The sequence below is a fragment of the Pseudomonas sp. PLMAX genome, assembly GCF_046042685.1.
In the GTDB taxonomy this organism is placed as follows: Bacteria; Pseudomonadota; Gammaproteobacteria; order Pseudomonadales; family Pseudomonadaceae; genus Aquipseudomonas; species Aquipseudomonas putida_AE.
In genome coordinates, this window is the sequence record NZ_CP064949.1 from 3,755,627 (window position 1) to 3,774,561 (window position 18,935).

Here is an 18,935-nt window from a genome sequence, read left to right on the forward strand (position 1 = left end):
GAACGCCCTGACGCAGCATTGGATTTGGTTGCAGTCATATTTAATGAAATCCGCCGCAACGGACGCATTACCGGATGCAACCGGTAACGCGCCCGTTGCTCAGAATAAAGCGCAAGACGAGGCCGAACTTAGCAATACTATTTGATCGCTCCAGGTACCAGCAGCAAAACTTCATTGAGCACATGTTTGATTGGCTGAAGGAAAACCGTCGCATCGTGCCAGCAACCCACCCACCCACCGAGGTAGTTTTTTTGCGCTCGGCATTGTGAAAAACTGTAGATCACCCCTCCTCCGGGACCTCCATGACCAGGCTGTTTTCCACCCACCGCACCGGTACAGGCTCAAGCCTCGCGCCTTTGCACGGTCCATCGATGCAGTGCCCGTCTTCGAAGCGAAACATCGCGCTGTGATGCGCGCACATCAGCACCTTGCCGCGATAGGTGCAGAACTCCTGCGGGCGATAGTCCAGCGGCACGGAAAAATGCGGGCAGCGGTTGATGTACACCCACACCTGCTCGCCCTGGCGCACCGCAACGAGGCCGGCGGGATGCAGGTGCTGGTGCTGAGGCAGGCCCAGGGCGCCACAGTCGGCGATGTCTTCCCGTTGGCACAAGGTGATGAGGGTCATGGTCAGCCCCGCAGTTCCGGGTTGCCGAGGCTCCAGTGCCAGGCGCGTATCTGGATGCTGGCAAACAGCCCGGCCTGGACGTAGGGGTCGTCCTCGATGAAGGCTTCCACCTCCGCCAGGCTGCCGGCTTCGATCACCAGCAGCGTGCCGTTCATTGCCGCGCCGACATCATCGAGGGTCGGACCGCCCAGGCGTACCACCACCCGGTGGGTATCGGTCGCCCGCAGATGCGCCTGGTGGCTGGGCCGCAGGCGCTGGCGCAAGGCCAGGGAATCCGGGTGGTCGGTGGCGAATACCGCAAAAAACTGGCCCATGCTTCACCCGGCTTCCATGACGAATTCATAACACGCGCGCTTGAACGGCAATGGCATACCCAGGCGTGCGGACACTTCATCGTGAGCGGTGCGGTCTTCATAGATCACTTGCAACGACTGCTTCACGCCGAACACCGCGTCGGACCCCAAGTACGGATCGTCGTGATTGAAGAGGTGGGTCACCAGTTTGCGATACCCCGGCACCTCGACCATGAAATGCAGGTGCGCCGGTCGCCAGGCATGCCGATTAGCGGCATTGAGCATGCGTCCAACCGGGCCATCGGTGGGGATCGGGTAGGCCACCGGGACAATGGTGCGAATCGCAAAGCAGCCGTCAGCGTCGGTACGATAACGACCGCGCAGGTTGCCGAACGGCTGTTCGCTGTCCTGGCCCGAATACATGCCGTTTTCGGCGGTCTGCCACACGTCCAGCACCGCACCGGCCAAGGCATTGCCCTGGGTGTCGACCACCCGGCCGCGCACCAGCGCCGTCTCGCCCGGGGTGAAGGCCATGTTTTCGCCGAATGCGCGCTCGGGCATGCCTTCGATGTAGAACGGCCCGAACACCGTGGTTTCGGTGGCAGTGGCGCTGTGTCGATGGTTGATCGCGTCGACCAGCATCGACACGCCGAGGGTGTCCGACAGCAGGATGAATTCCTGGCGCACAAGGCCGTCGCACGTGTGGCCGGTGTCGGTCAGGAAGCGGATGCCCTCGAACCACTCCTGTTCGGTCAGTTCGACCTCGCTGACAAATGCGTGCAGGTGCCGAACCAGGCTTTGCATGATCTGTTTGTAGCGGGCATCCGGGGCGTCGGCGAAGCTGTTCACGGCCTGCTCGGAAATCAGTTTTTCTACCACTTTGTCTTGATCGGTCATTGTTCTTGTTCCGACATGGGCTGGCTGCGCTGCCGGGGTCGGGCTGGCGCCTGGCCATTCATGGCACGGGTCAGCAGTGCTTCGATCGGGCCTTGTTCAAACGGCCGTGGATTGTAATAAGGGCTGGCACAGGCGATTTTTGCCGCCTCGGCCGGACCGTTTGAAGGCAAGCCGATGTCCGCCAGTGCCAATGGAATACCCAGCTTCTGGTTGAGTGCATACAACAATGCACCGACCTCAGTGGCCGAGCTACCACCCAGGGCGCGCGCGGCGCGTTGCAACGGCTCGGCGGCGGCTTCGCGGTTATAATGCGCGGCATGGGGCAGCACGATGGCGTGGGCCTGGGCGTGGGGCAGATTGAAGGTTCCGCCCAGGGTGTGGCAGAGCTTGTGGTGCAAGGCCATGCCCACCGAGCCCAGGCAAATGCCCGCCAGCCAGGCGCCATACAAGGCTTGGCTGCGAGCGTGAGGATCGTTGGGATCATTGACCACGCCGGGCAAGGCCTGGGCCAGCGAGCGGATGGACTCCTCGGCCATGAAACCGACGATCGGATTGGCGTCCTCGGCGTACAGCGCCTCCACCGCGTGGGCCATGGCGTTCATGCCCGAACAGGCGGAGATCTGCGCCGGCAGGGTCAGGGTCAATTGCGGGTCGTAGATCACGGTTTTCGGCAGGACCCGAGGGTCGCGTCCGGTTTTCTTCAGGCGATTTTCGGTCAGCCCGTAGATCGGCGTCATCTCCGAACCTGCATAAGTGGTCGGCACCGCCACGATCGGCAACCCCGAATCCATGGCAATCGCCTTGCCCAGGCCAATGGTCGAGCCACCGCCAATGGCCACGCAGCAATCGGCATCCAGGCGCGCCGCTTCGACGCGTGCCGCTTGCGCCACTTCCAGCGGCACGTGCATCACCGCATGCGGATAAACACCCGCGGCGCGATCACCGAGCAACGCCGCGACGCGCTCGCCCAGGCCGTGCTGTTCCGGCGTGGTGAGGATCAGCGCCCGACGGGCTCCCAGCCGTTCGATTTCTTCAGCCAGCGCCGAGAGCTTGCCCCAGCCGAACACCACACGGGTCGGCAGGCTTTGGTAGACAAAAGGATTCATGGCCGGCCTCAACGCTTGAAATGTGGCGGGATTTTTGCGTCGACGTTGACCCATACCGAGCGTGCTTCGGTGTAGTCGTGGATCGCTTCGAAACCCATTTCCCGGCCATAACCGGATTGGCCGACGCCGCCGAACGGGCTGCCCGGGCTGACGCGTTTGTAGCAGTTGATCCAGCACATGCCGGCATGGATGGCGTCGGCCATCTTGTGCGCACGGCTCAGGTTCTGTGTCCACAGGCCACTGCCCAGTCCGTACTCGGTGCTGTTGGCGATGGCCAGCGCTTCTTCGTCGGTGCTGAAACGCACCACGGTAACGAACGGGCCGAAGACTTCTTCCTGGCACACGCGATCACCAGGCTTGGCCTCGACCACGGTCGGCTCGACATAAAAGCCCTTGGCCAGCGCCGGGTCGTCCGGTGCCTTGCCGCCAGCGAGAACCTTGCCGCCCTGTTCGATGGCGATGTCGATGTACGCCATGACACGGTCGCGGTGCAGGGCCGAAGTCAGAGGGCCCATTTCGGTGTCCGGGTCCATCGGGTCGCCCAGGCGAATCGACTTGGCCAGGGCGATGAAACGCTCGAGGAACTGGTCCGCGATGTCTTTGTGCAGAATCAGCCGCGAACCGGCGATGCAGGCCTGGCCCTGGTTGTGGAAGATCGCCCAGGCAGCGCCGTTGACCGCCGCTTCCAGATTGGCGTCTGCAAACACAATGTTCGCCCCCTTGCCGCCCAGCTCCAACTGGATGCGCTTGAGGTTGCCTTTGGAGGCTTCGACAATGCGCCGACCGGTCGCGGTCGAGCCGGTAAAGGCAATCTTGCCGACGTCGAGGTGTTCCGCCAACGCCTGGCCCGCGGTATGGCCGTAGCCCGGCACGACGTTGACCACGCCTGTGGGGAAGCCGACCTCGGTCATCAACTCGACAATGCGCAAGGTCGACAGCGGTGTGATTTCCGAGGGCTTGATGACGACGGTGTTCCCCGCCGCCAGCGCCGGGCCCATCTTCCAGCTGGTGAACATCAGCGGAAAGTTCCACGGCACGATCTGCCCGACCACGCCAATCGGCTTGCGCTGCACGTAATTGAGGAACCCGGCTTCGACCGGAATCACCGTGCCTTCGATCTTGTCGGCCATGCCGCCGAAGTAGCGGAAGCACGCAGCGGTGCGCGGGACATCGAGGCCACGGGAATCGCGGATCGGGTGCCCAGTGTTGAGGGATTCCAGCTGCGCCAGTTCTTCGCTGCATTCCTCGATCCTGTCCGCCAGTTTCAGCAACAGGCGTCCACGCTCGGCAGCGCCCAGCGCCGACCATGCCGGGAACGCGCGTTTGGCGGCGGCAACCGCGAGGTCGACGTCGGCGGCTTCGGCGGCGGCGATGCGGGTGATCAACGAGCCGTCATGGGGCGACACGACGTCGATGGTGCCGCCGGCGAGCGCATCAACGAAGCGGCCATCGATATAGAGCTGATTTTGCATAATGGTTTCCTCACACCGCGCCTTAGGCGCAGTGGCTGACTGGATAGCTGAGTGCGTGGCCCGACACGATGCCGGGCAAGACCGGAGTTCTTAGAACTCGATCGGGTACGGCTTGAGCTCGCCGCTTTCGTAGCGTTGCGGCAGGTTCGGCGTGGCGTTTTCCCAGACCAGCAGCATCGAGCGCTTGGTCGAATAGCCCTGATGGCGAATGTCGGCGGGCATGGCGCAGATGTCGCCGGCCCGCATGGTGATGCGCGCACGCGGATTGCCGTCGTCCTTGTCGCCGACATCCCAGATGATCTCGTCCGACAGCTGCAGGAACCACTCGATCCGGTCGTTCCCATGGAACACCGGCAGGATGAATTCTTCGGTGGTCGGGCAGAACAGGCTGGCCTTGCACACCGAGGTCACCGAGGGGTTCCAGGTCACGTCGGAGCGCGACAGGTACTTGTGCAGGTTGAAGGCATGCAGCTGGCCTTCGAAACCTTCGGCGGCGTGGATTTCCGGCTCGTCCTGGGGCACGTCGATGAACTGGCGGTTGACCGGCAGATCGTTGCGCAGCGGCGAGTCATCCGGCAGGCCGGGCATGCGTTTGGTGGCGATGCGAAAGCGTTCGATGGCTTCGATGTTGTTGCCGTTCTTGCGACCGAAGGCGCTGCCGGTTTCTTCCGGGGCGGCGAACGGGTCGAAGGTGGCGTTGGTCCAGTCGCGCAGGATCGCCTTGAACGTCGCCATGATCAGCGGCGTCTCGAAGTTTTCGGTGTAGTTGACCCCTGCCGCCTTGAGCGTTCCATTGAAGGTGCCGGCGTACAGGTCGACCTTGCCGTAGTAGTTGCGGGTGCCGATGACGTGGTCGAAGTTGACCCAACCGTAGAAAAAGCCCCAGGCCACGTCGCGCATCAAGGCTCGCAGGAAGGCATCCACCGGGATCAGATGGGAACGGGTCTGACCTTTGGCGGGCCAGGTGATACGGGCGAAATACTCGTCGCGCGACAGCTCGAAGGCGCCGAGTTTGAAAGCGCGGTAGCCGGTGACGACGTCGGCGGCGCTGGCCTGGACGTCTTCATCGGCAAACAGTGGGGTAAGGGCTGCGGTTTCAAGCATGGCCATGACAGAGTTCCTCTTGTTTTTGTTGGCGGGGTCGGCTGGGCAGATCACTTCAGGCAGATGTCGGCCCACTTCTCGACCGACAACGGGCCCTTGATCGTCTGCTGCAGGATCACGCCCGGGCGACTGGCTTCGAAGCGATAGGCCGTGCCCACCGGCAGCAGGCACTGATGGCCGCGCTTGAGCAGGACGTAACCCATGGGTTTGCCCGCCGGCACATCACCGGCCAGTTGCGTGCCCTCGCCTGCCATCAATGGCGCATCGAGCTTGAGGAAATCCACCCGCACTTCACCGTCCATGACGACGGCGAATTCGTCGTGCGCAGCGGTGTACCAGGGCGACTGGCCTTCCGCGCGCAGGGTTTCGATGACGTAGCCGAGGTTGAGACCCACCACGACCTTTTCATAAGGCCGGGATTGTTCCGCCACTTCGAACACGTTGGAAAAGGCGTAGTGACTGGCCTGGCCGCTGATGATTTCAACCGAGCCCTTGGTGTACTTGTCCAGCGAGCCGAAGACCGTTTCGATTGCCGCGCTACTCATGGTTTTCACCGTTTTGTTGTTGTAGTAACAGTGAGGCAACAGTACGTCTGAGGCCTTGCGGGAACAATTAGAGAGTCAGCGACAACAGTGTTCGCGAAACGCAAACACTGGGGTCATTGTGGGAGCAAGCTCGCTCCTACAGGTTTGGTGTGACTCAACGGATCCAGCCGCGTTCGAGCAAGGGCTTGTCCCAGCATGGCTCATCGCCGAAGTTCTCCACCAGGAAGTCGATCAACGTACGGACTTTCAAGGCCCGGCGTTGGGTGGCGGGATACACCGCGGAGAAATTGAAGGAGGACAACGCGTATTCGGGCAGCACCGGAATCAGCCGCCCGCTGAGCAGGTCGTCACTGGCCACCAGCGTCGGCAAGCAGACAATACACACGCCAGTCTGGGCGTAATCACGCAACAGATGCACCGAGTTTGAGCGCACCTGACCCGGCAGGCTCAGTTCCACCTGCTCGTCTTCGCGGTTGAACAGCCAGCGGTTGCGCGACGGATAACCCTCATACAGGGCGATCTTGTGTTGCAGCAGTTCCTGGGGATGGGTCGGCACGCCGAACTCGCTGGCGTAATCGGGGGACATGCAGAACAAGCGGCGAACGCTGAACAATTTGCGCTCGATCAGGGTTTCCGCCATCGGCGGGAACATCTGGAACGCCACATCAAAGCCTTCTTCGATCGGGTCCACCACCCGGTCGTTGACGATGACGTCTACTTCAATGTCCGGGTAAAGCCGCGTGAACTCGGCCAGCATGCGGCCAAAATGGCCGATGGCAAAACCGGGCAGCATCTGCACCCGCAGCTTGCCGGTGGGTTTGGCGCGCAGTTCGCGCATGTGCTCGGTCAGCGAGTTGAAACTCGCGACCATGTCCGCGCACTCCTTGTAGTACGTCTCCCCCACTTCGGAGAGCCGTACATGGCGGGTGCTGCGATGGAACAGCGGCGCATTGATGAACTGCTCCAGCTGCTGGATGCGATGGGTGATGACCGAACGGGTCACGCCCAGCTGCTGGGCCGCCCTGGCGAAGTTGCCGGTTTCGGCAACCCGCACGAAGGCTTCGACACTGAGTAAACGATCCATGGGGGCAGGTTCCTGGGAATTGCCATTGAGTGTAGAACCTGCATGGCCCAGGCCAGGGTGTTTCGCCGACGATCAGCGATTGAGCCAGGGATAACGCGCAGTGTCCTGGCTGCCGTAGTCAGGGTCCAGGTAGATGAAGCAGCGCTGGATCTTGAAATCACGGATCTCGAAAACGTCGGCCCAGTAGCCGGCGCCGGCCGGTGACGGCACGCCCGCACGCCAGTGGCCGTCGACGTGCTCTCCAAAACTCGTGCCTTCGCAGACCAGCGTGTCGGTGCCCGTGAGAATCCAGTTGAAGTGCGCGTAGTCGTGGGTAATCGACTTCAAGCGGCTGCCCAGGTCACCGAACATCTGGCCGATCTGGTCGCGGCCGGTGGCCAGTCCCCACTTGGGAAACAGGACCTGCGCATCCTCGGCGAAAAGCTCGAGAATGCTGCCACCGGTGGAGGTGACACCGCCGTTGTCGAAGGCCTTGAGGTATTCCAGGGCGACCGATTTGCGTTGCTCGTCGGTCATTGTCAGGGTGCTGATCATGGTTGTCTCCGGAGTATTGGGGATAATGAAAATCCCTGTAGGAGCTGCCGCAGGCTGCTCCTACAGGGGCATTGCCGGGTTTATTGCAAGGACTTGATGTAGGTGATGATCTTCTGCCGCTTGGCCGGGTCGCCCTGGGAATACACCATGGCACTGCCCGGCGCCACGCCCTGGGCATCGGTCAGCCAGGCGTCGAGCATTTGCTCATCCCAGACCTTGCCGGACATGGCTTTGGCGTAGCCGTCGCTGTAGGTGAAGTTGGATTCGCTGGCAGCCTTGCGCCCCAACAGCCCGAACAGGTTCGGTCCCTGCCCCGGCGGGCCGCCCTTGTCGAAGGTGTGGCAGACCGCGCAGTGCTTGGTCGCCAGTTTCTGTGCCACTGCCAGGTCATCGGCCAAAGCGCTGCCGGTCAGGCCAAAACCTGCTGCCAGCATCAACAGCGCCGGAGCTCGCGGGAAAAATGTGAAGTGCGTCATATCGTCGTTCTCGTGCAGTCGAGGGTTAAGCAATCATCAGCTTCGGCTCGGTTCTTTATGCGCCTGGTTCGCCGCGCGATAGGCGAAGGCGATGATCGGGCCCAGCGTTGATCCACCGGCCCAATAGGCGCGACCGGAGGCCGACGCCACGCAGTTGCCGACGCCATACAAACCCGGGATTGGTGCATTGGCGTTGTTCAACACCTGGCCGACCGAGTTGGTTTTCGGCCCGCCCTTGGTGTCGAGGTTGCCGCCCGTGATCAGCGCCGCGTAATACGGACCTTTCGCCGCCAGCGGGTACATCGTCAGGTTGCCGCTGCGGTCGGGTTTGACCGGGCCTGTGAACACGCCCTGGATCACCAGTTCGCCGCGATGGAAGTCCAGGTCCTTGCCCGTCTTCGCCAGGTCGTTGAAACGCTTGAGCGTGGCTTTCAGGTTCAGATTGAAATCCGCGCTGAGCTTCATCCCGCCAATGTCGGCGGCGTGTTTATCCAGGCGTTCGGCGATGTTCTTTGCCAGCTCTTCCAGGGTTTCGCCCTTGACCACATGGCGGTCGTTGCCGCCCTTGGGCACGATCGGCGAGCCGTATTCGTCGCTGCTGCAGAAGTCCTGGGCGCGCTGGTCCCAGATCGAGAACATCACCAGATTAGGGTATTCGGCCTTGTCGCCGTCCCACTGGAAGAAGGTCGGGACCAGTTCGTTGTAGACGGTCTTTTCGTTGACGACGCGCTTGCCGTACTTGTTCACCATCAGCATCGAATCGCCGTTCATGGTGAAGATGCCGGACATCGAACCGTCCTTGGCCAGTGCTTTTTCCAGCAGGATCGGGCACGACCAGGCGTAGTTCATGTTGCGCAACTCCACCCCCAGTTCACTGGAGATACGGATAAAATCGCCCTCGTTGGTCAGGGCCGCGCAGCCGCCGTAGACCGGCGCGTTGAGGAAGTTGCGGCGCAGTTCCGGATCGTGGGTGAAACCACCCGTGGCGAAGATCACCGCCTTGCGCGCCTTGACCCGTTGCAGCGTGCCCTCTTCGGTTTCGACTTCAACACCGACCGCTTCGCCTTTGCCGTTGAGGATCACTTTCACCACGCGTTCACCGGTGCGGATCTGCACGCCGTCGCGCTTGGCGGCGGCGGTCAGCGTACGAATCGCCACACGACCGCCGTCCGACATGCTTGGCCGGGCTTCCTTGGGCACCAGTACCCGGCCTTTCTTGGCCTTGTCTTCGGGCAACTCGGCCCAATAGTCCGGCACGTCCGGGCAATGGCGGTAAGGCAGCGCGTCGCGCTCGGCCAACAGTTCGGCAGCCGGCGAGGCGCTCTCGTAGATCGCTTCGCACATCTCGTATTCCCAATCCGACAGACCCAGTTTCGGCGACGAGGCGTCGTAGGATTGCGGGCGAGTCAGGCGCGCGACGTAGCGCATGTAGTCGGTTTTGTCGTCGACGATGCCGGCGTCACGCATCGGCTTGTTGTTCGGCACCCAGTACCAGAACGCCGCTTTGGCCGCAGTGCCGCCGGGGCTGCCGGCCTTTTCCAGGATGACCACGTCATTGCCCAGCCAGCGTGAGAACAGCGCGGTAGGCAAACCGCTGCCGCCACCGCCGACGACGACTATGTCGTGTTCCCGGTCAAAGGGCAGTTCGTCGCTGGCCATGGCCCGTGCCGCGACGCCCGACAAGGCGGCGACAGCCGTACCGGCGGCGCCGGCCTTGATGAAGTTGCGGCGTGACAGTGCAAGTTTCTGGTGTTCTTCGTTCACTTTTTATTCTCCGGAATGAGTAGCGGCGACACAGGTCAATCAACGGACGCAGGCAGGCGTCGGTGACTCACCAGTAATGCCAGAGCTGCACAAACAAGCCGTCCGTGACGGTGGTGTTGCGCCCTTCCACGCCTTTGGAATAGTGGATGGACACCTGGTCCCACATTTTCTGGGCGAACACCTTCTGCACGCCGGGCTTGAGCTGGAACAGCACACCGGCGCCCAGCGCGGTTTCGTTGGATTCAGAGAACGCGATGGAATCGTTGTTGCGATCATCGGAGCTGAAGGTTTTCTGGTAATCGGCACTGACGAAGGGCGTGATCTGGTAGGTCGGGCGATCGACGATGTTGTAGCCCAGGCGCAGGTTGGCGTGGCCGGTGTCGCCAGGTTCGGTGTGGTGCGGACCATCACCGCGCAGGATCGCGCCGACCAGCAGATCGATGTTCACCTTGCCCAGCCATTCGTTGTAGAACAACGAAGGCCACAAGGCGTAGGTGTCGCTGCTGACCGAGTCCGCGCCGGTCGGCAGTTGCACATAGGCTTGCGCACCGATGGTGCGCAGCGGCGTCGGGTTGTACCAGACCAGGGCGCCAACCAACGGATCGCCCAACCCGCTGACCCGCGTGCCGTTACCGCGCACCGCGATTTCCGGGAGGGTAATGCTGGCGATGAAGCCGGTATTGGGCAGGCCGTCCATCTTCCAGTAGTGCAACAACGACGTCAGGCCAACGTAGGTCTCGGTGTTGCTGCCGGCGACCTTGTTGCCGTGATCGTCAAAGCGCTTGCGGTCGTCGTTGTATTCAAACTCCTGGCCCACGGAGTTGTAGGGCTCGGTGAAGTCCGAACTGAACTGGAAGCTTTGCGGCCGGTTGCTGGCATAAGGAATGCCTGATGCTTGCGCCATCATGGGAAACAAAATGCCAGCCCCCAGAACGGGAGCGAACAGGGTCACAGCGCAACCCCATGCACGAATACTCATACCTGCCTTCCTTATTTTTATAGGAGCCAAACCCCCGAAGGGGCGTAAGGCCGAAAGCAAGGTATGACGTCTTGATGAGCCCTGGCTGGAGCTCCACCGGATCGTTGGCCGATCCTGGTGTTCGGCGTGATGGAGGCTACAAGCCCGCCACTGCACCAACAATTCCATTCTCGGCGACTTCAGTGTTTGCGTATTCAGAACAATGGCGCTGGGATTTGAACGTGCTGAAGATCATCTGTGAGCCAGCCTGCTGGCGATGGCGCAGTTCCAGTCAGCCTGGATGTGAAGCTGTATCCCCCATCGCCAGCAGGCTGGCTCCCACCGTATTTTCTGGTCTACACAGGTTTTCACCTATCAGTTCTGCTAGTTCCCCACTCCGACAAACTCCTTGATACTCAAGCTCTCCCAGTCCTTGAAAGCTCGGAGCGCCCAATGTCCAACCCACAGCAACCCTGGCTCATCCGCTATAGCTACGATCCACTGGACCAACTGACCAGCCACACTCAGTTAGGCAACCCGGAACGTCATCGCTTTTACTGCAAAAATCGACTAGTTACCGAGGTTCAGGGTGCAATCGGGCACTCTATAGTCCAGCACGATGAATGGCTGCTGGCCCAGCAACTGCGCCACAACACTGGGCTCGATACCACCCTGTTGGCCACAGACCTGCAACGCTCGGTGCTGCACACGCTCACGAGGAACCAGCAACCGCAACACATTGCCTATTCTCCTTACGGACATCGCCTTGCAGAAAACGCACTGACCAGTTTGCTGGGATTCAACGGAGAACGGCCGGATGCGGTGACCGAGAACTATTTTTTGGGTAACGGTTATCGCGTATTTAATACGAAGTTAATGCGGTTTAATAGTCCGGATGGTTGGAGCCCGTTCGGAGAAGGTGGATTGAACTCTTATGGGTATTGTTCGGGAGATCCTGCAAACAAAATCGATCGAAATGGGAGATCGGCTACTGCTTTTTTAAGAGCGTTCTTCAAAAAGAAAGTTAAAATCCAGGGCCACTCCTTTAAAATGTTCTCTCGAACAAAAGCTTCAAAAGCTCTACGCGCGAAAAAAATCATAGAAAAAAATCTGCTAGAAGAAGTCGAAATCAAAACAAGACTGTCTAAATCCCTTGATGCAGATGCCGAGATGAATTTTTATGCACCATTATCAAAGCATGCAAGTTTAAAACAGCGAGCGATGAGTGTTATCCTGAAAACTACACAACTCAAGGTCACCAAGTTCCCTATTGGGTTTCGCCCACCAAAGATCCGTAGTATAACCGCAGATGGCCTTTATCAGGACGTTATTACGGGGCGAAGACAATTCTCTGGGAGAGGCATTAACACGGAAGGTTTAAACCCTGAACAGCTAACAATGGTAGCTAATTTCAAAATTCGTAGACAGGTCGATTTAGATCGCCTCGGTGAAGTACGTTCGGCTAGTGCAGAGCTTATGAATAAATACTTTAAAATGTCCGCGAACGATAACCCAAGAGCAAGAGAATTTTTCGTTTATTGGTAAACTTATTAAGGTCGAGTAAAAACCTGTCGATCGTTCCCAGGCGTGGGAGCGATCGACAGATCGATTAGATCAGGCATTGGCATCTGTAGCGGTAGTCTTACACATTGCATGAAACAACCCGTCAAACTGCGAAAGCTTCGGAAACACCAGCGGCGGATCATCACTCAGCTGTTGCAACCGCTGGTCGTAATCGACCAGAAATTGCTGGCGCGCCTCATCGCTGATGTACGGCACATGCCACGCCACAAACGGCTACAGTGCGTTGAATCCGACATACACCAACGTCCCGCGCAAAATCGGCCGAAACATGTCCTCCAACGGACCACACCGAAAGGGCGGCCTAAAGCAAGGTATGCGTCTTGGTGAGCCCACGCTGGTGCTCCGCCCGGTCGGATCTGGGGTGGCCGCAGAATTGGTGTGCGCTGGAGATCAAACTGTGGGAGCCAGCCTGCTGGCGACGGCGGCGGGTCAGTCAGCTCAGGTGGTGAAGCTGATGGCCTCATCGCGAGCAAGCTTGCTCCTACAGGTATTGTGGCGCTGATCAGGCTTTCGACGGCAGCGGATAAAGCTGTTCGTCGAACTGCGACAGTTTCGGAAACACCAGGGGCTGGTCGTCGCTCAGTTGTTGCAGGCGCTGGTCGTAATCGGCAAGGAATTGCTGGCGCGCCTCGTCGCTGATGTACGGCACATGCCAGGCCACGAACGGTTCCAGCACGTCGAAGCCAACATAGGCCAACGTCCCGCGCAGGATCGGCCGCAGCATGTCCTCCAACGGACCATGGATCGCCTCTTCACCGAACATGTGTTCACGGCCACCCAAGGTCACTGTGACCAACGCTTTTTTGCCGGCGAGCCCGCCCTGATCATAGAAACGCTTGCCGCCATAGCAAATCCCGGATACCAGTACCCGGTCAATCCAGCCCTTGAGTATCGCCGGGGTGGAGAACCAGAAGATCGGGAAGTTGAGGATCAGCAGGTCGGCCCACAGCAGCTTGTCCAGTTCCGCCTGGATGTCCGCGGCCAGGGACTGGCTTTTTACCCCCAGGCGTTGTTCCAGGGCGTAGACCAGGTACTCGGGATTTTCCCGCGAGGAGAAGTCATCGGCGCTGGCCACCGGGTTCCAGTTCATCTTGTACAGATCGCTGACCTGCACTTCGTGGCCCTGGGCTTGGAGGGTGGCAATCGCCTGGTCGCGCAAGGCGGCGGTGAACGATTGGGGCTCTGGGTGAGCGTGGACAATCAGTACTTTCATGGTAATTCCTTAGACTTTTTCCAGCGTAGGGTTTGAATTCGGGGTAGCACGGCTGGCCAGCAAGCGGTCGAGCCAGTCGGGGTCCATTTGCGGTTCGGAGGAAAACAGCAATCCGGTGTAGTCCTGATGCGGTGGCGTAAAAATAGCACTGCGCGAGCCATGATCCACCACCCTGCCCCGTTGCATCACCAGCACTTCGTCGGCGATCGCCCGCACGGTGGCGACGTCATGGGTGATGAACAGGTAGGCCACGCCGAGCTGTTGCTGAATGCGGTTGAGCAGCTTGAGCACGCCTTCGGCCACCAGCTGATCGAGGGCCGAGGTGACTTCGTCGCAGATGATCAGCTGCGGATCGGCCGCCAGCGCCCGGGCGATGCAGATCCGCTGTTTCTGCCCACCGGACAATTCACGGGGCTGACGCTCCATGAAGGTCGCAGGATCCAGTTCGATCATCTCCAGCAGCTCGGCGACCCGCGCACGCATGGCCTTGCCCTTGAGCCCGAGATAAAAGGTCAACGGCCGACCGATGATGTCGACGATGCGCTGGCGTGGGTTCAGCGCCGTGTCGGGGATCTGATAAATCATCTGGATGCGCCGCAGTTGCTCCTTGCTGCGTTGGCGGAAGTCCGCTGGCAGCGGTTGGCCGTCATACAGCACCTCGCCGTAACTAGGCGGCAGCAAGCCGGTAATCAGGCGCGCGGTGGAGCTTTTGCCACTGCCGGATTCGCCGATCACCGCCAGGGTCTGGCCACGGTACAACTTCAACGAAACGTCGTGCAGCACCGGTTGATGGCCGTAACTGGCGCAACTCTTGCGCAATTCCAGAAGCGGTTGCTCCTGCTGCGGCAACGCCTTGGGTTCGGTACGGAAACTGCGCACCGCCCACAACGACTTGGTGTAGTCCTCCTGCGGGTCACCGAGCATCTTGCGGGTCTCGGCCTCTTCCACCAGCTTGCCATGGCGCAGCACCATGATGCGGTCGGCCATCTGCGCCACCACCGCGAGGTCGTGGCTGATGTAGATCGCCGCACTGCCGTAGGTCTTCACCGCATCGCGAATCGCTGCCAGCACCTCGATCTGGGTCGTGACGTCGAGGGCGGTGGTCGGTTCGTCGAAGATGATCAGGTCCGGGTGGCAGGCCATCGCCATGGCAGTCATGACCCGCTGCAACTGGCCGCCGGAGACCTGATGCGGGTAACGCTGGCCGATCTGTTCGGGGTTGGGCAAGCGCAGCACGCGATACAACTCCACAGCCTCGCGCATGGCCTGTTCGCGGCTGATGCCGCCGTTTTTCACCGCCGTTTCCACATGCTGGTCGATCAGGCGGTGAGCCGGATTGAACGAAGCCGCGGCACTTTGCGCGACGTAGGCGATGCGCAAACCGCGCAACTTGCGCAGGGCTTCGGGCTTGGCCTTGAGCAGGTCGATGCCGTCGAAATGCACGGTACCGCCGGTGATCTTGCAGCCGTCGCGGGTATAACCCATGGCGGACAGGCCGAGGGTCGATTTGCCCGCCCCCGATTCGCCGATCAGCCCCAGCACCTCACCGCGTTGCAGGGTCAGGTCGATGCCCTTGATCAGCGGATGCCAGGCGTCCTCGTAATGGCCTTCGATGTGCAGGTTGCGGATTTCCAGCAAGGGTTTGGAGGTCGTCATGTTCAGCATTCCTTGAGGCCGCTGGATTTGTGCAGCATCCAGTCGACGACGAAGTTGACGCTGACCGTGATCAAGGCCACGGCCAGGGCAGGCAGTAAGGGACTGATGTCGCCGAAGGTGATCAGCACCGCGTTATCGCGCACCATGCTGCCCCAGTCGGCGGTGGGCGGCTGGATGCCCAGGCCGAGGAACGACAGCGCACTGATGAACAGGAACACGAAGCAGAACCGCAGGCCGAACTCGGCAATCAGCGGCGCCGCCGCATTCGGCAGTACCTCGCGGGTCACCAGCCAGTACAGGCCTTCACCGCGCAGGCGCGCAGCCTCGACGAAGTCCTGCACCACCACGTTCATCGCTACCGCCCGGGACAGGCGAAACACCCGGGTCGCATCCAGCAGCGCGATCACCAGCACCAGCGACGTCGCGTTGGTGCCGACCACACTGAGAATCAGCAAGGCAAAAATCAGTTGTGGAATGGCCATCAGGATGTCCACCACCCGCGACAGCCCCTGGTCGATCGCACCGCCCTTGATCGCCGCAATCAGGCCGCAGGTGCCGCCCAACAGGAACGCCAGCACCGTGGTCAGGAAGGCGATGCCCAAGGTGTTGCGCGCGCCATAGACCAGGCGGCTGAACATGTCGCGTCCCAGGTTATCGGTGCCCAGCAGGAACTGCCCACCCCACGGTGCGAAGCCCTCGCCCACCACCTGGGTTTCGCCAAACGGTGCGAGGACCGGGGCAAACAACGCCACCAGGATGTACACAACGATCACCAGCAAGCCGAACTGCGCACTCAGCGGAGCCCGGAGCAAAGTTTTAAGCAGGCTCATGGTCTACCCCTTTGGATGCATCAGACGTGGGTTGCTGGCAATCGACAGCACGTCGGCGCTGGTATTGAGCAGGATGTAAGTCGCGGCAAAGATCAGGCTGCAGGCCTGCACCACCGGGATGTCGCGCTTGGCCACCGAGTCCACCAGCAACTGGCCGAGGCCCGGATAGACAAACACCACCTCGACCACCACCACGCCGACCACCAGGTACGCCAGGTTCAGCGCCACCACGTTGACGATCGGTGCCAGCGCATTGGGCAAGGCATGGCGGAAAATGATCCGCGACTGGCTGATGCCCTTGAGCCGGGCCATTTCGATGTAGGGGCTGGCCAGCAGGTTGATCAGCGAGGCGCGGGTCATGCGCATCATCTGCGCGATCACCACCAGGCTCAGGGTCGCCACCGGCAGCACCGAGCGCTCCAGTACCTCGCCCAGCGAGGCGTTCGGCGAGAGATTGGAAATGCTCGGGAACCAGTTGAGCTTCACCGCGAACACCAGGATCAGGATGTAGGCGACGAAGAACTCGGGGAACGACACCGCGCTCAGGGCCGAGGTGTTGAGCAGGCGGTCGAACCAGCTGTTGCGATACAAGGCCGCGAGCATCCCCAGCAACAACGCTAGCGGCACCGAGACCATGGCCGCCAGCAAGGCCAGGCTGAAGGTGTTGCCCAGGCGATTGCCGACCAGATCGGCGATCGGCCGCTGGTTGGCCAGCGACACGCCCAGGTCACCGTGCAGCAATTGCCAGATCCAGTGGCCGAAACGGGTCAGGGGCGGCAGGTCCAGGCCCAGTTGCGCACGGTAGGCCGCCACGGTTTCCGGGGTGGCGGACTGGCCGAGCATGGCCTGGGCGATATCGCCCGGGAGCAGTCCTACGGCGAGGAAGATGATGACTGAAACGGCAAACAGCGATAACAGGCCTAATGCCAGGCGCTGCCCTAATAGCTTGAAAATACTTCTCATCGTGCGGTTCCTTGAAATGGGCACGTCTTCGAATTCTGCGAATTCCCCCTGTAGGAGCTGGCTTGCCAGCGAAAGCGGTAGGTCATCCAACATCAATTGTTGCCTGTGCCGACGCCTTCGCTGGCAAGCCAGCTCCTACAGGGATCTCCAGCGTTGCCGGAACTACGCCTGCCACCAGCGCTCGATGACGCGCAAACCGTCGAGTTCACCGTAAGGCGCGGTCTGTCCGCCGTGTGCCACCTTGTTGGAACGCGCCGCCACCGAACTGGCGAACAGCGGCACGATCGCCCCGCCGTCATCGCGGCACAGCGCCTGCATTTCGTTGTACATCTCGCGGCGCAGCGGCTCGTTCATTTCGCCCCGGGCGGCGTTGAGCAGTTGGTTGAAACGCGGGTTGTCCCAATGGGTTTCGTTCCACGCCGCGCCCTTGGCGTAGCCGATGCTGAACATGCGGTCGGCGGTCAGGCTGCTGTACCAGAACGAGGTGGTGAAGGGTTGCTTCATCCAGACGTTGGAGAAGAAACCGTCGGCCGGCTCGCGCACCACGTCGATGTCGATCCCCGCCGCCCGCGCCTGCTCCTTGAACAGCACCGAGGCATCCACAGCCCCGGTGTACGCCGCGTCGGAGGCCTGCAGGCGGACCTTGAGCGAATCCAGGCCGGCCTGCTTCAGGTGAAAGCGCGCCTTGTCCGGATCGTAGGTACGTTGCTCCAGCGCCGTGTTGATGAAGCGGCTGCCGGGCTGGATCGGGTGATCGTTGCCCACCAGGCCATAGCCGTACAGCACCGACGCCAGCAAGGTTTCGCGATTGATCGCGTGCTTCATCGCCAGGCGCACGTCGTTGTTCTGGAACACCTGGCTGTCGGTGAGCATCGGGAAGGTGTAGTGCTGGGCGCCTTTGGTTTCTTCGATCACCAGGTTCGGGTTGCGCTTGAGCAGGGCCACGGTCTTGAGGTCGACCTTGTTGATCACGTCTACCTGGCCCGTGACCAACGCGTTGATTCGCGCGGCGCCATCGCCGATCGCGACCAGTTCGGCGCCAGCGAAGTGCGCCCGCCCCGCCTTCCAGTAATCCGGGCTGCGCTCCAGGGTCATGCGCACACCCGGCTCGAAGTCCTTGAGACGATAACCGCCGGTGCCGACGCCGGCTTGCCAGTCCGGCACGCCGTCCTTGCTCGGCATGATCACCAGATGGTAATCGGCGACCACGTAGGTGAAGTCGGCATTGCCCGAATGCAGCTCGAACACCACGCTGTCGCTGCCGTTGGCGCTGACCTTGGCCACATCGCCCAACACGGTCTTGGCCGCCGAGCTGGATTTTTCTCCGAGGTGATGCTGGATCGAGGCGACCACATCGTCGGCGGTCAGGGTCTTGCCGTTGTGGAAGGTCACACCCTGGCGCAACTTGAAGGTCCAGACGCGGGCGTCGGGGGTCGAGGTCCAGCTTTCAGCCAGTTCGGGGATGGCCGAGCCGTCTACGGCGATTTCAGTCAGGGTGTTATAGATCGCCGAGAAGCCGACAAAGGTGAAGGTGTCGACCCAGGAGCCGGGGTCTTTCGAGTCGGTGGTGCTGGCACCCGCCAGGCCCAGGCGCAGCACGCCGCCGGGTTTCGGTGTCGCCTCTGCAGCCATGGCGCCAAACGGCAGGCCCATGGAGAACGCTCCGGCCACCGCCGCAGCTGCCGCGCTGTACTTCAGGAAGTCTCTGCGCGGGAAACTGAATTCTTGGTTCGCTTGAGTAATCTTGTTTTTGTTATCGCTCATTGCATTGCCCCTGATCAAAAACTAATGGAATACCGGTTCAACACCACGCAAGACACCGGGCCAG

At 61.0% G+C, this 18,935-nt stretch carries 18 protein-coding genes and 1 pseudogene; 1 reads left to right on the forward strand and 18 read right to left on the reverse strand.

From position 1 onward, the window contains the following. Positions 1 to 280: 280 nt before the first annotated feature. The 12 genes from DKB71_RS17250 to DKB71_RS17305 all read right to left on the reverse strand — a co-directional run bounded on the left by DKB71_RS17250 (position 281) and on the right by DKB71_RS17305 (position 10,882). Positions 281 to 628 (reverse strand): Rieske (2Fe-2S) protein, encoded by a 348-nt coding sequence (locus tag DKB71_RS17250; protein WP_408596116.1) that lies wholly within the window; start codon positions 626 to 628, stop codon positions 281 to 283. Positions 629 to 630: 2 nt separating this feature from the next. Beyond that, positions 631 to 942, reverse strand: coding sequence for a YciI family protein (locus DKB71_RS17255; RefSeq protein ID WP_408596118.1), 312 nt, complete (start codon positions 940 to 942; stop codon positions 631 to 633). Positions 943 to 945: 3 nt separating this feature from the next. Beyond that, positions 946 to 1,818: a dioxygenase gene (locus DKB71_RS17260; protein WP_408596120.1), complete on the reverse strand. Its 873-nt coding sequence runs from the start codon at positions 1,816 to 1,818 to the stop codon at positions 946 to 948. Further along, positions 1,815 to 2,924 carry a maleylacetate reductase gene (locus tag DKB71_RS17265; protein WP_408596122.1) on the reverse strand — a complete coding sequence of 370 codons (1,110 nt, stop codon included), beginning with the start codon at positions 2,922 to 2,924 and terminating at the stop codon, positions 1,815 to 1,817. The genes DKB71_RS17260 and DKB71_RS17265 overlap by 4 nt, the downstream gene beginning before the upstream one ends. 8 nt (positions 2,925 to 2,932) lie before the next feature. Next, positions 2,933 to 4,396 carry an aldehyde dehydrogenase family protein gene (locus DKB71_RS17270; RefSeq protein WP_408596124.1) on the reverse strand — a complete coding sequence of 488 codons (1,464 nt, stop codon included), beginning with the start codon at positions 4,394 to 4,396 and terminating at the stop codon, positions 2,933 to 2,935. 90 nt (positions 4,397 to 4,486) lie between these two features. Next, positions 4,487 to 5,506, reverse strand: coding sequence for a hydroxyquinol 1,2-dioxygenase (locus DKB71_RS17275; protein ID WP_323609005.1), 1,020 nt, complete (start codon positions 5,504 to 5,506; stop codon positions 4,487 to 4,489). A 44-nt stretch (positions 5,507 to 5,550) separates the two neighbouring features. Beyond that, the gene (locus DKB71_RS17280; RefSeq protein WP_408596126.1) at positions 5,551 to 6,045 is read right to left on the reverse strand and encodes a hydroxyquinol 1,2-dioxygenase; all 495 of its coding nucleotides are present in this window, start codon (positions 6,043 to 6,045) and stop codon (positions 5,551 to 5,553) included. Between the two features lie 154 nt (positions 6,046 to 6,199). Then, positions 6,200 to 7,129, reverse strand: a complete 930-nt coding sequence (locus tag DKB71_RS17285; protein WP_323609007.1) for a LysR family transcriptional regulator — start codon at positions 7,127 to 7,129, stop codon at positions 6,200 to 6,202. A gap of 72 nt (positions 7,130 to 7,201) precedes the next feature. Beyond that, positions 7,202 to 7,663, reverse strand: coding sequence for a nuclear transport factor 2 family protein (locus DKB71_RS17290; protein WP_408596128.1), 462 nt, complete (start codon positions 7,661 to 7,663; stop codon positions 7,202 to 7,204). Positions 7,664 to 7,743: 80 nt separating this feature from the next. After that, entirely contained in the window at positions 7,744 to 8,139 is a 396-nt protein-coding gene (locus DKB71_RS17295; protein WP_408596130.1) for a c-type cytochrome, read from the reverse strand. A 36-nt stretch (positions 8,140 to 8,175) separates the two neighbouring features. Further along, the gene (locus tag DKB71_RS17300; protein ID WP_408596132.1) at positions 8,176 to 9,903 is read right to left on the reverse strand and encodes an FAD-dependent oxidoreductase; all 1,728 of its coding nucleotides are present in this window, start codon (positions 9,901 to 9,903) and stop codon (positions 8,176 to 8,178) included. Positions 9,904 to 9,970: 67 nt separating this feature from the next. After that, entirely contained in the window at positions 9,971 to 10,882 is a 912-nt protein-coding gene (locus DKB71_RS17305) for a transporter (protein ID WP_408596134.1), read from the reverse strand. A gap of 432 nt (positions 10,883 to 11,314) precedes the next feature. On the opposite strand from DKB71_RS17305, the gene DKB71_RS17310 reads away from it, so the two are divergent. Then, a complete protein-coding gene (locus tag DKB71_RS17310) occupies positions 11,315 to 12,406 on the forward strand; it encodes an RHS repeat-associated core domain-containing protein (protein ID WP_408596136.1) in 1,092 nt (363 codons plus the stop codon). Between the two features lie 69 nt (positions 12,407 to 12,475). Here the strand turns inward: DKB71_RS17310 and DKB71_RS17315 are convergent. The 6 genes and pseudogenes from DKB71_RS17315 to DKB71_RS17340 form a co-directional block, all read right to left on the reverse strand. Then, positions 12,476 to 12,730, reverse strand: a pseudogene (locus DKB71_RS17315) (flavodoxin family protein); the annotation flags it as partial. A gap of 217 nt (positions 12,731 to 12,947) precedes the next feature. Then, a complete protein-coding gene (locus tag DKB71_RS17320) occupies positions 12,948 to 13,658 on the reverse strand; it encodes an NAD(P)H-dependent oxidoreductase (RefSeq protein ID WP_274075737.1) in 711 nt (236 codons plus the stop codon). A 9-nt stretch (positions 13,659 to 13,667) separates the two neighbouring features. Further along, positions 13,668 to 15,314, reverse strand: coding sequence for an ABC transporter ATP-binding protein (locus DKB71_RS17325; RefSeq protein ID WP_408596138.1), 1,647 nt, complete (start codon positions 15,312 to 15,314; stop codon positions 13,668 to 13,670). Positions 15,315 to 15,316: 2 nt separating this feature from the next. Beyond that, positions 15,317 to 16,144, reverse strand: coding sequence for an ABC transporter permease (locus tag DKB71_RS17330; protein ID WP_274075739.1), 828 nt, complete (start codon positions 16,142 to 16,144; stop codon positions 15,317 to 15,319). A 3-nt stretch (positions 16,145 to 16,147) separates the two neighbouring features. Continuing rightward, complete coding sequence (locus DKB71_RS17335) at positions 16,148 to 17,107, reverse strand: ABC transporter permease (RefSeq protein ID WP_274075740.1); 960 nt, start codon at positions 17,105 to 17,107, stop codon at positions 16,148 to 16,150. A gap of 162 nt (positions 17,108 to 17,269) precedes the next feature. Beyond that, on the reverse strand, positions 17,270 to 18,871 hold the full coding sequence (locus tag DKB71_RS17340; RefSeq protein WP_408596141.1) for an ABC transporter substrate-binding protein: 1,602 nt from the start codon (positions 18,869 to 18,871) through the stop codon (positions 17,270 to 17,272). Positions 18,872 to 18,935 lie beyond the last annotated feature (64 nt).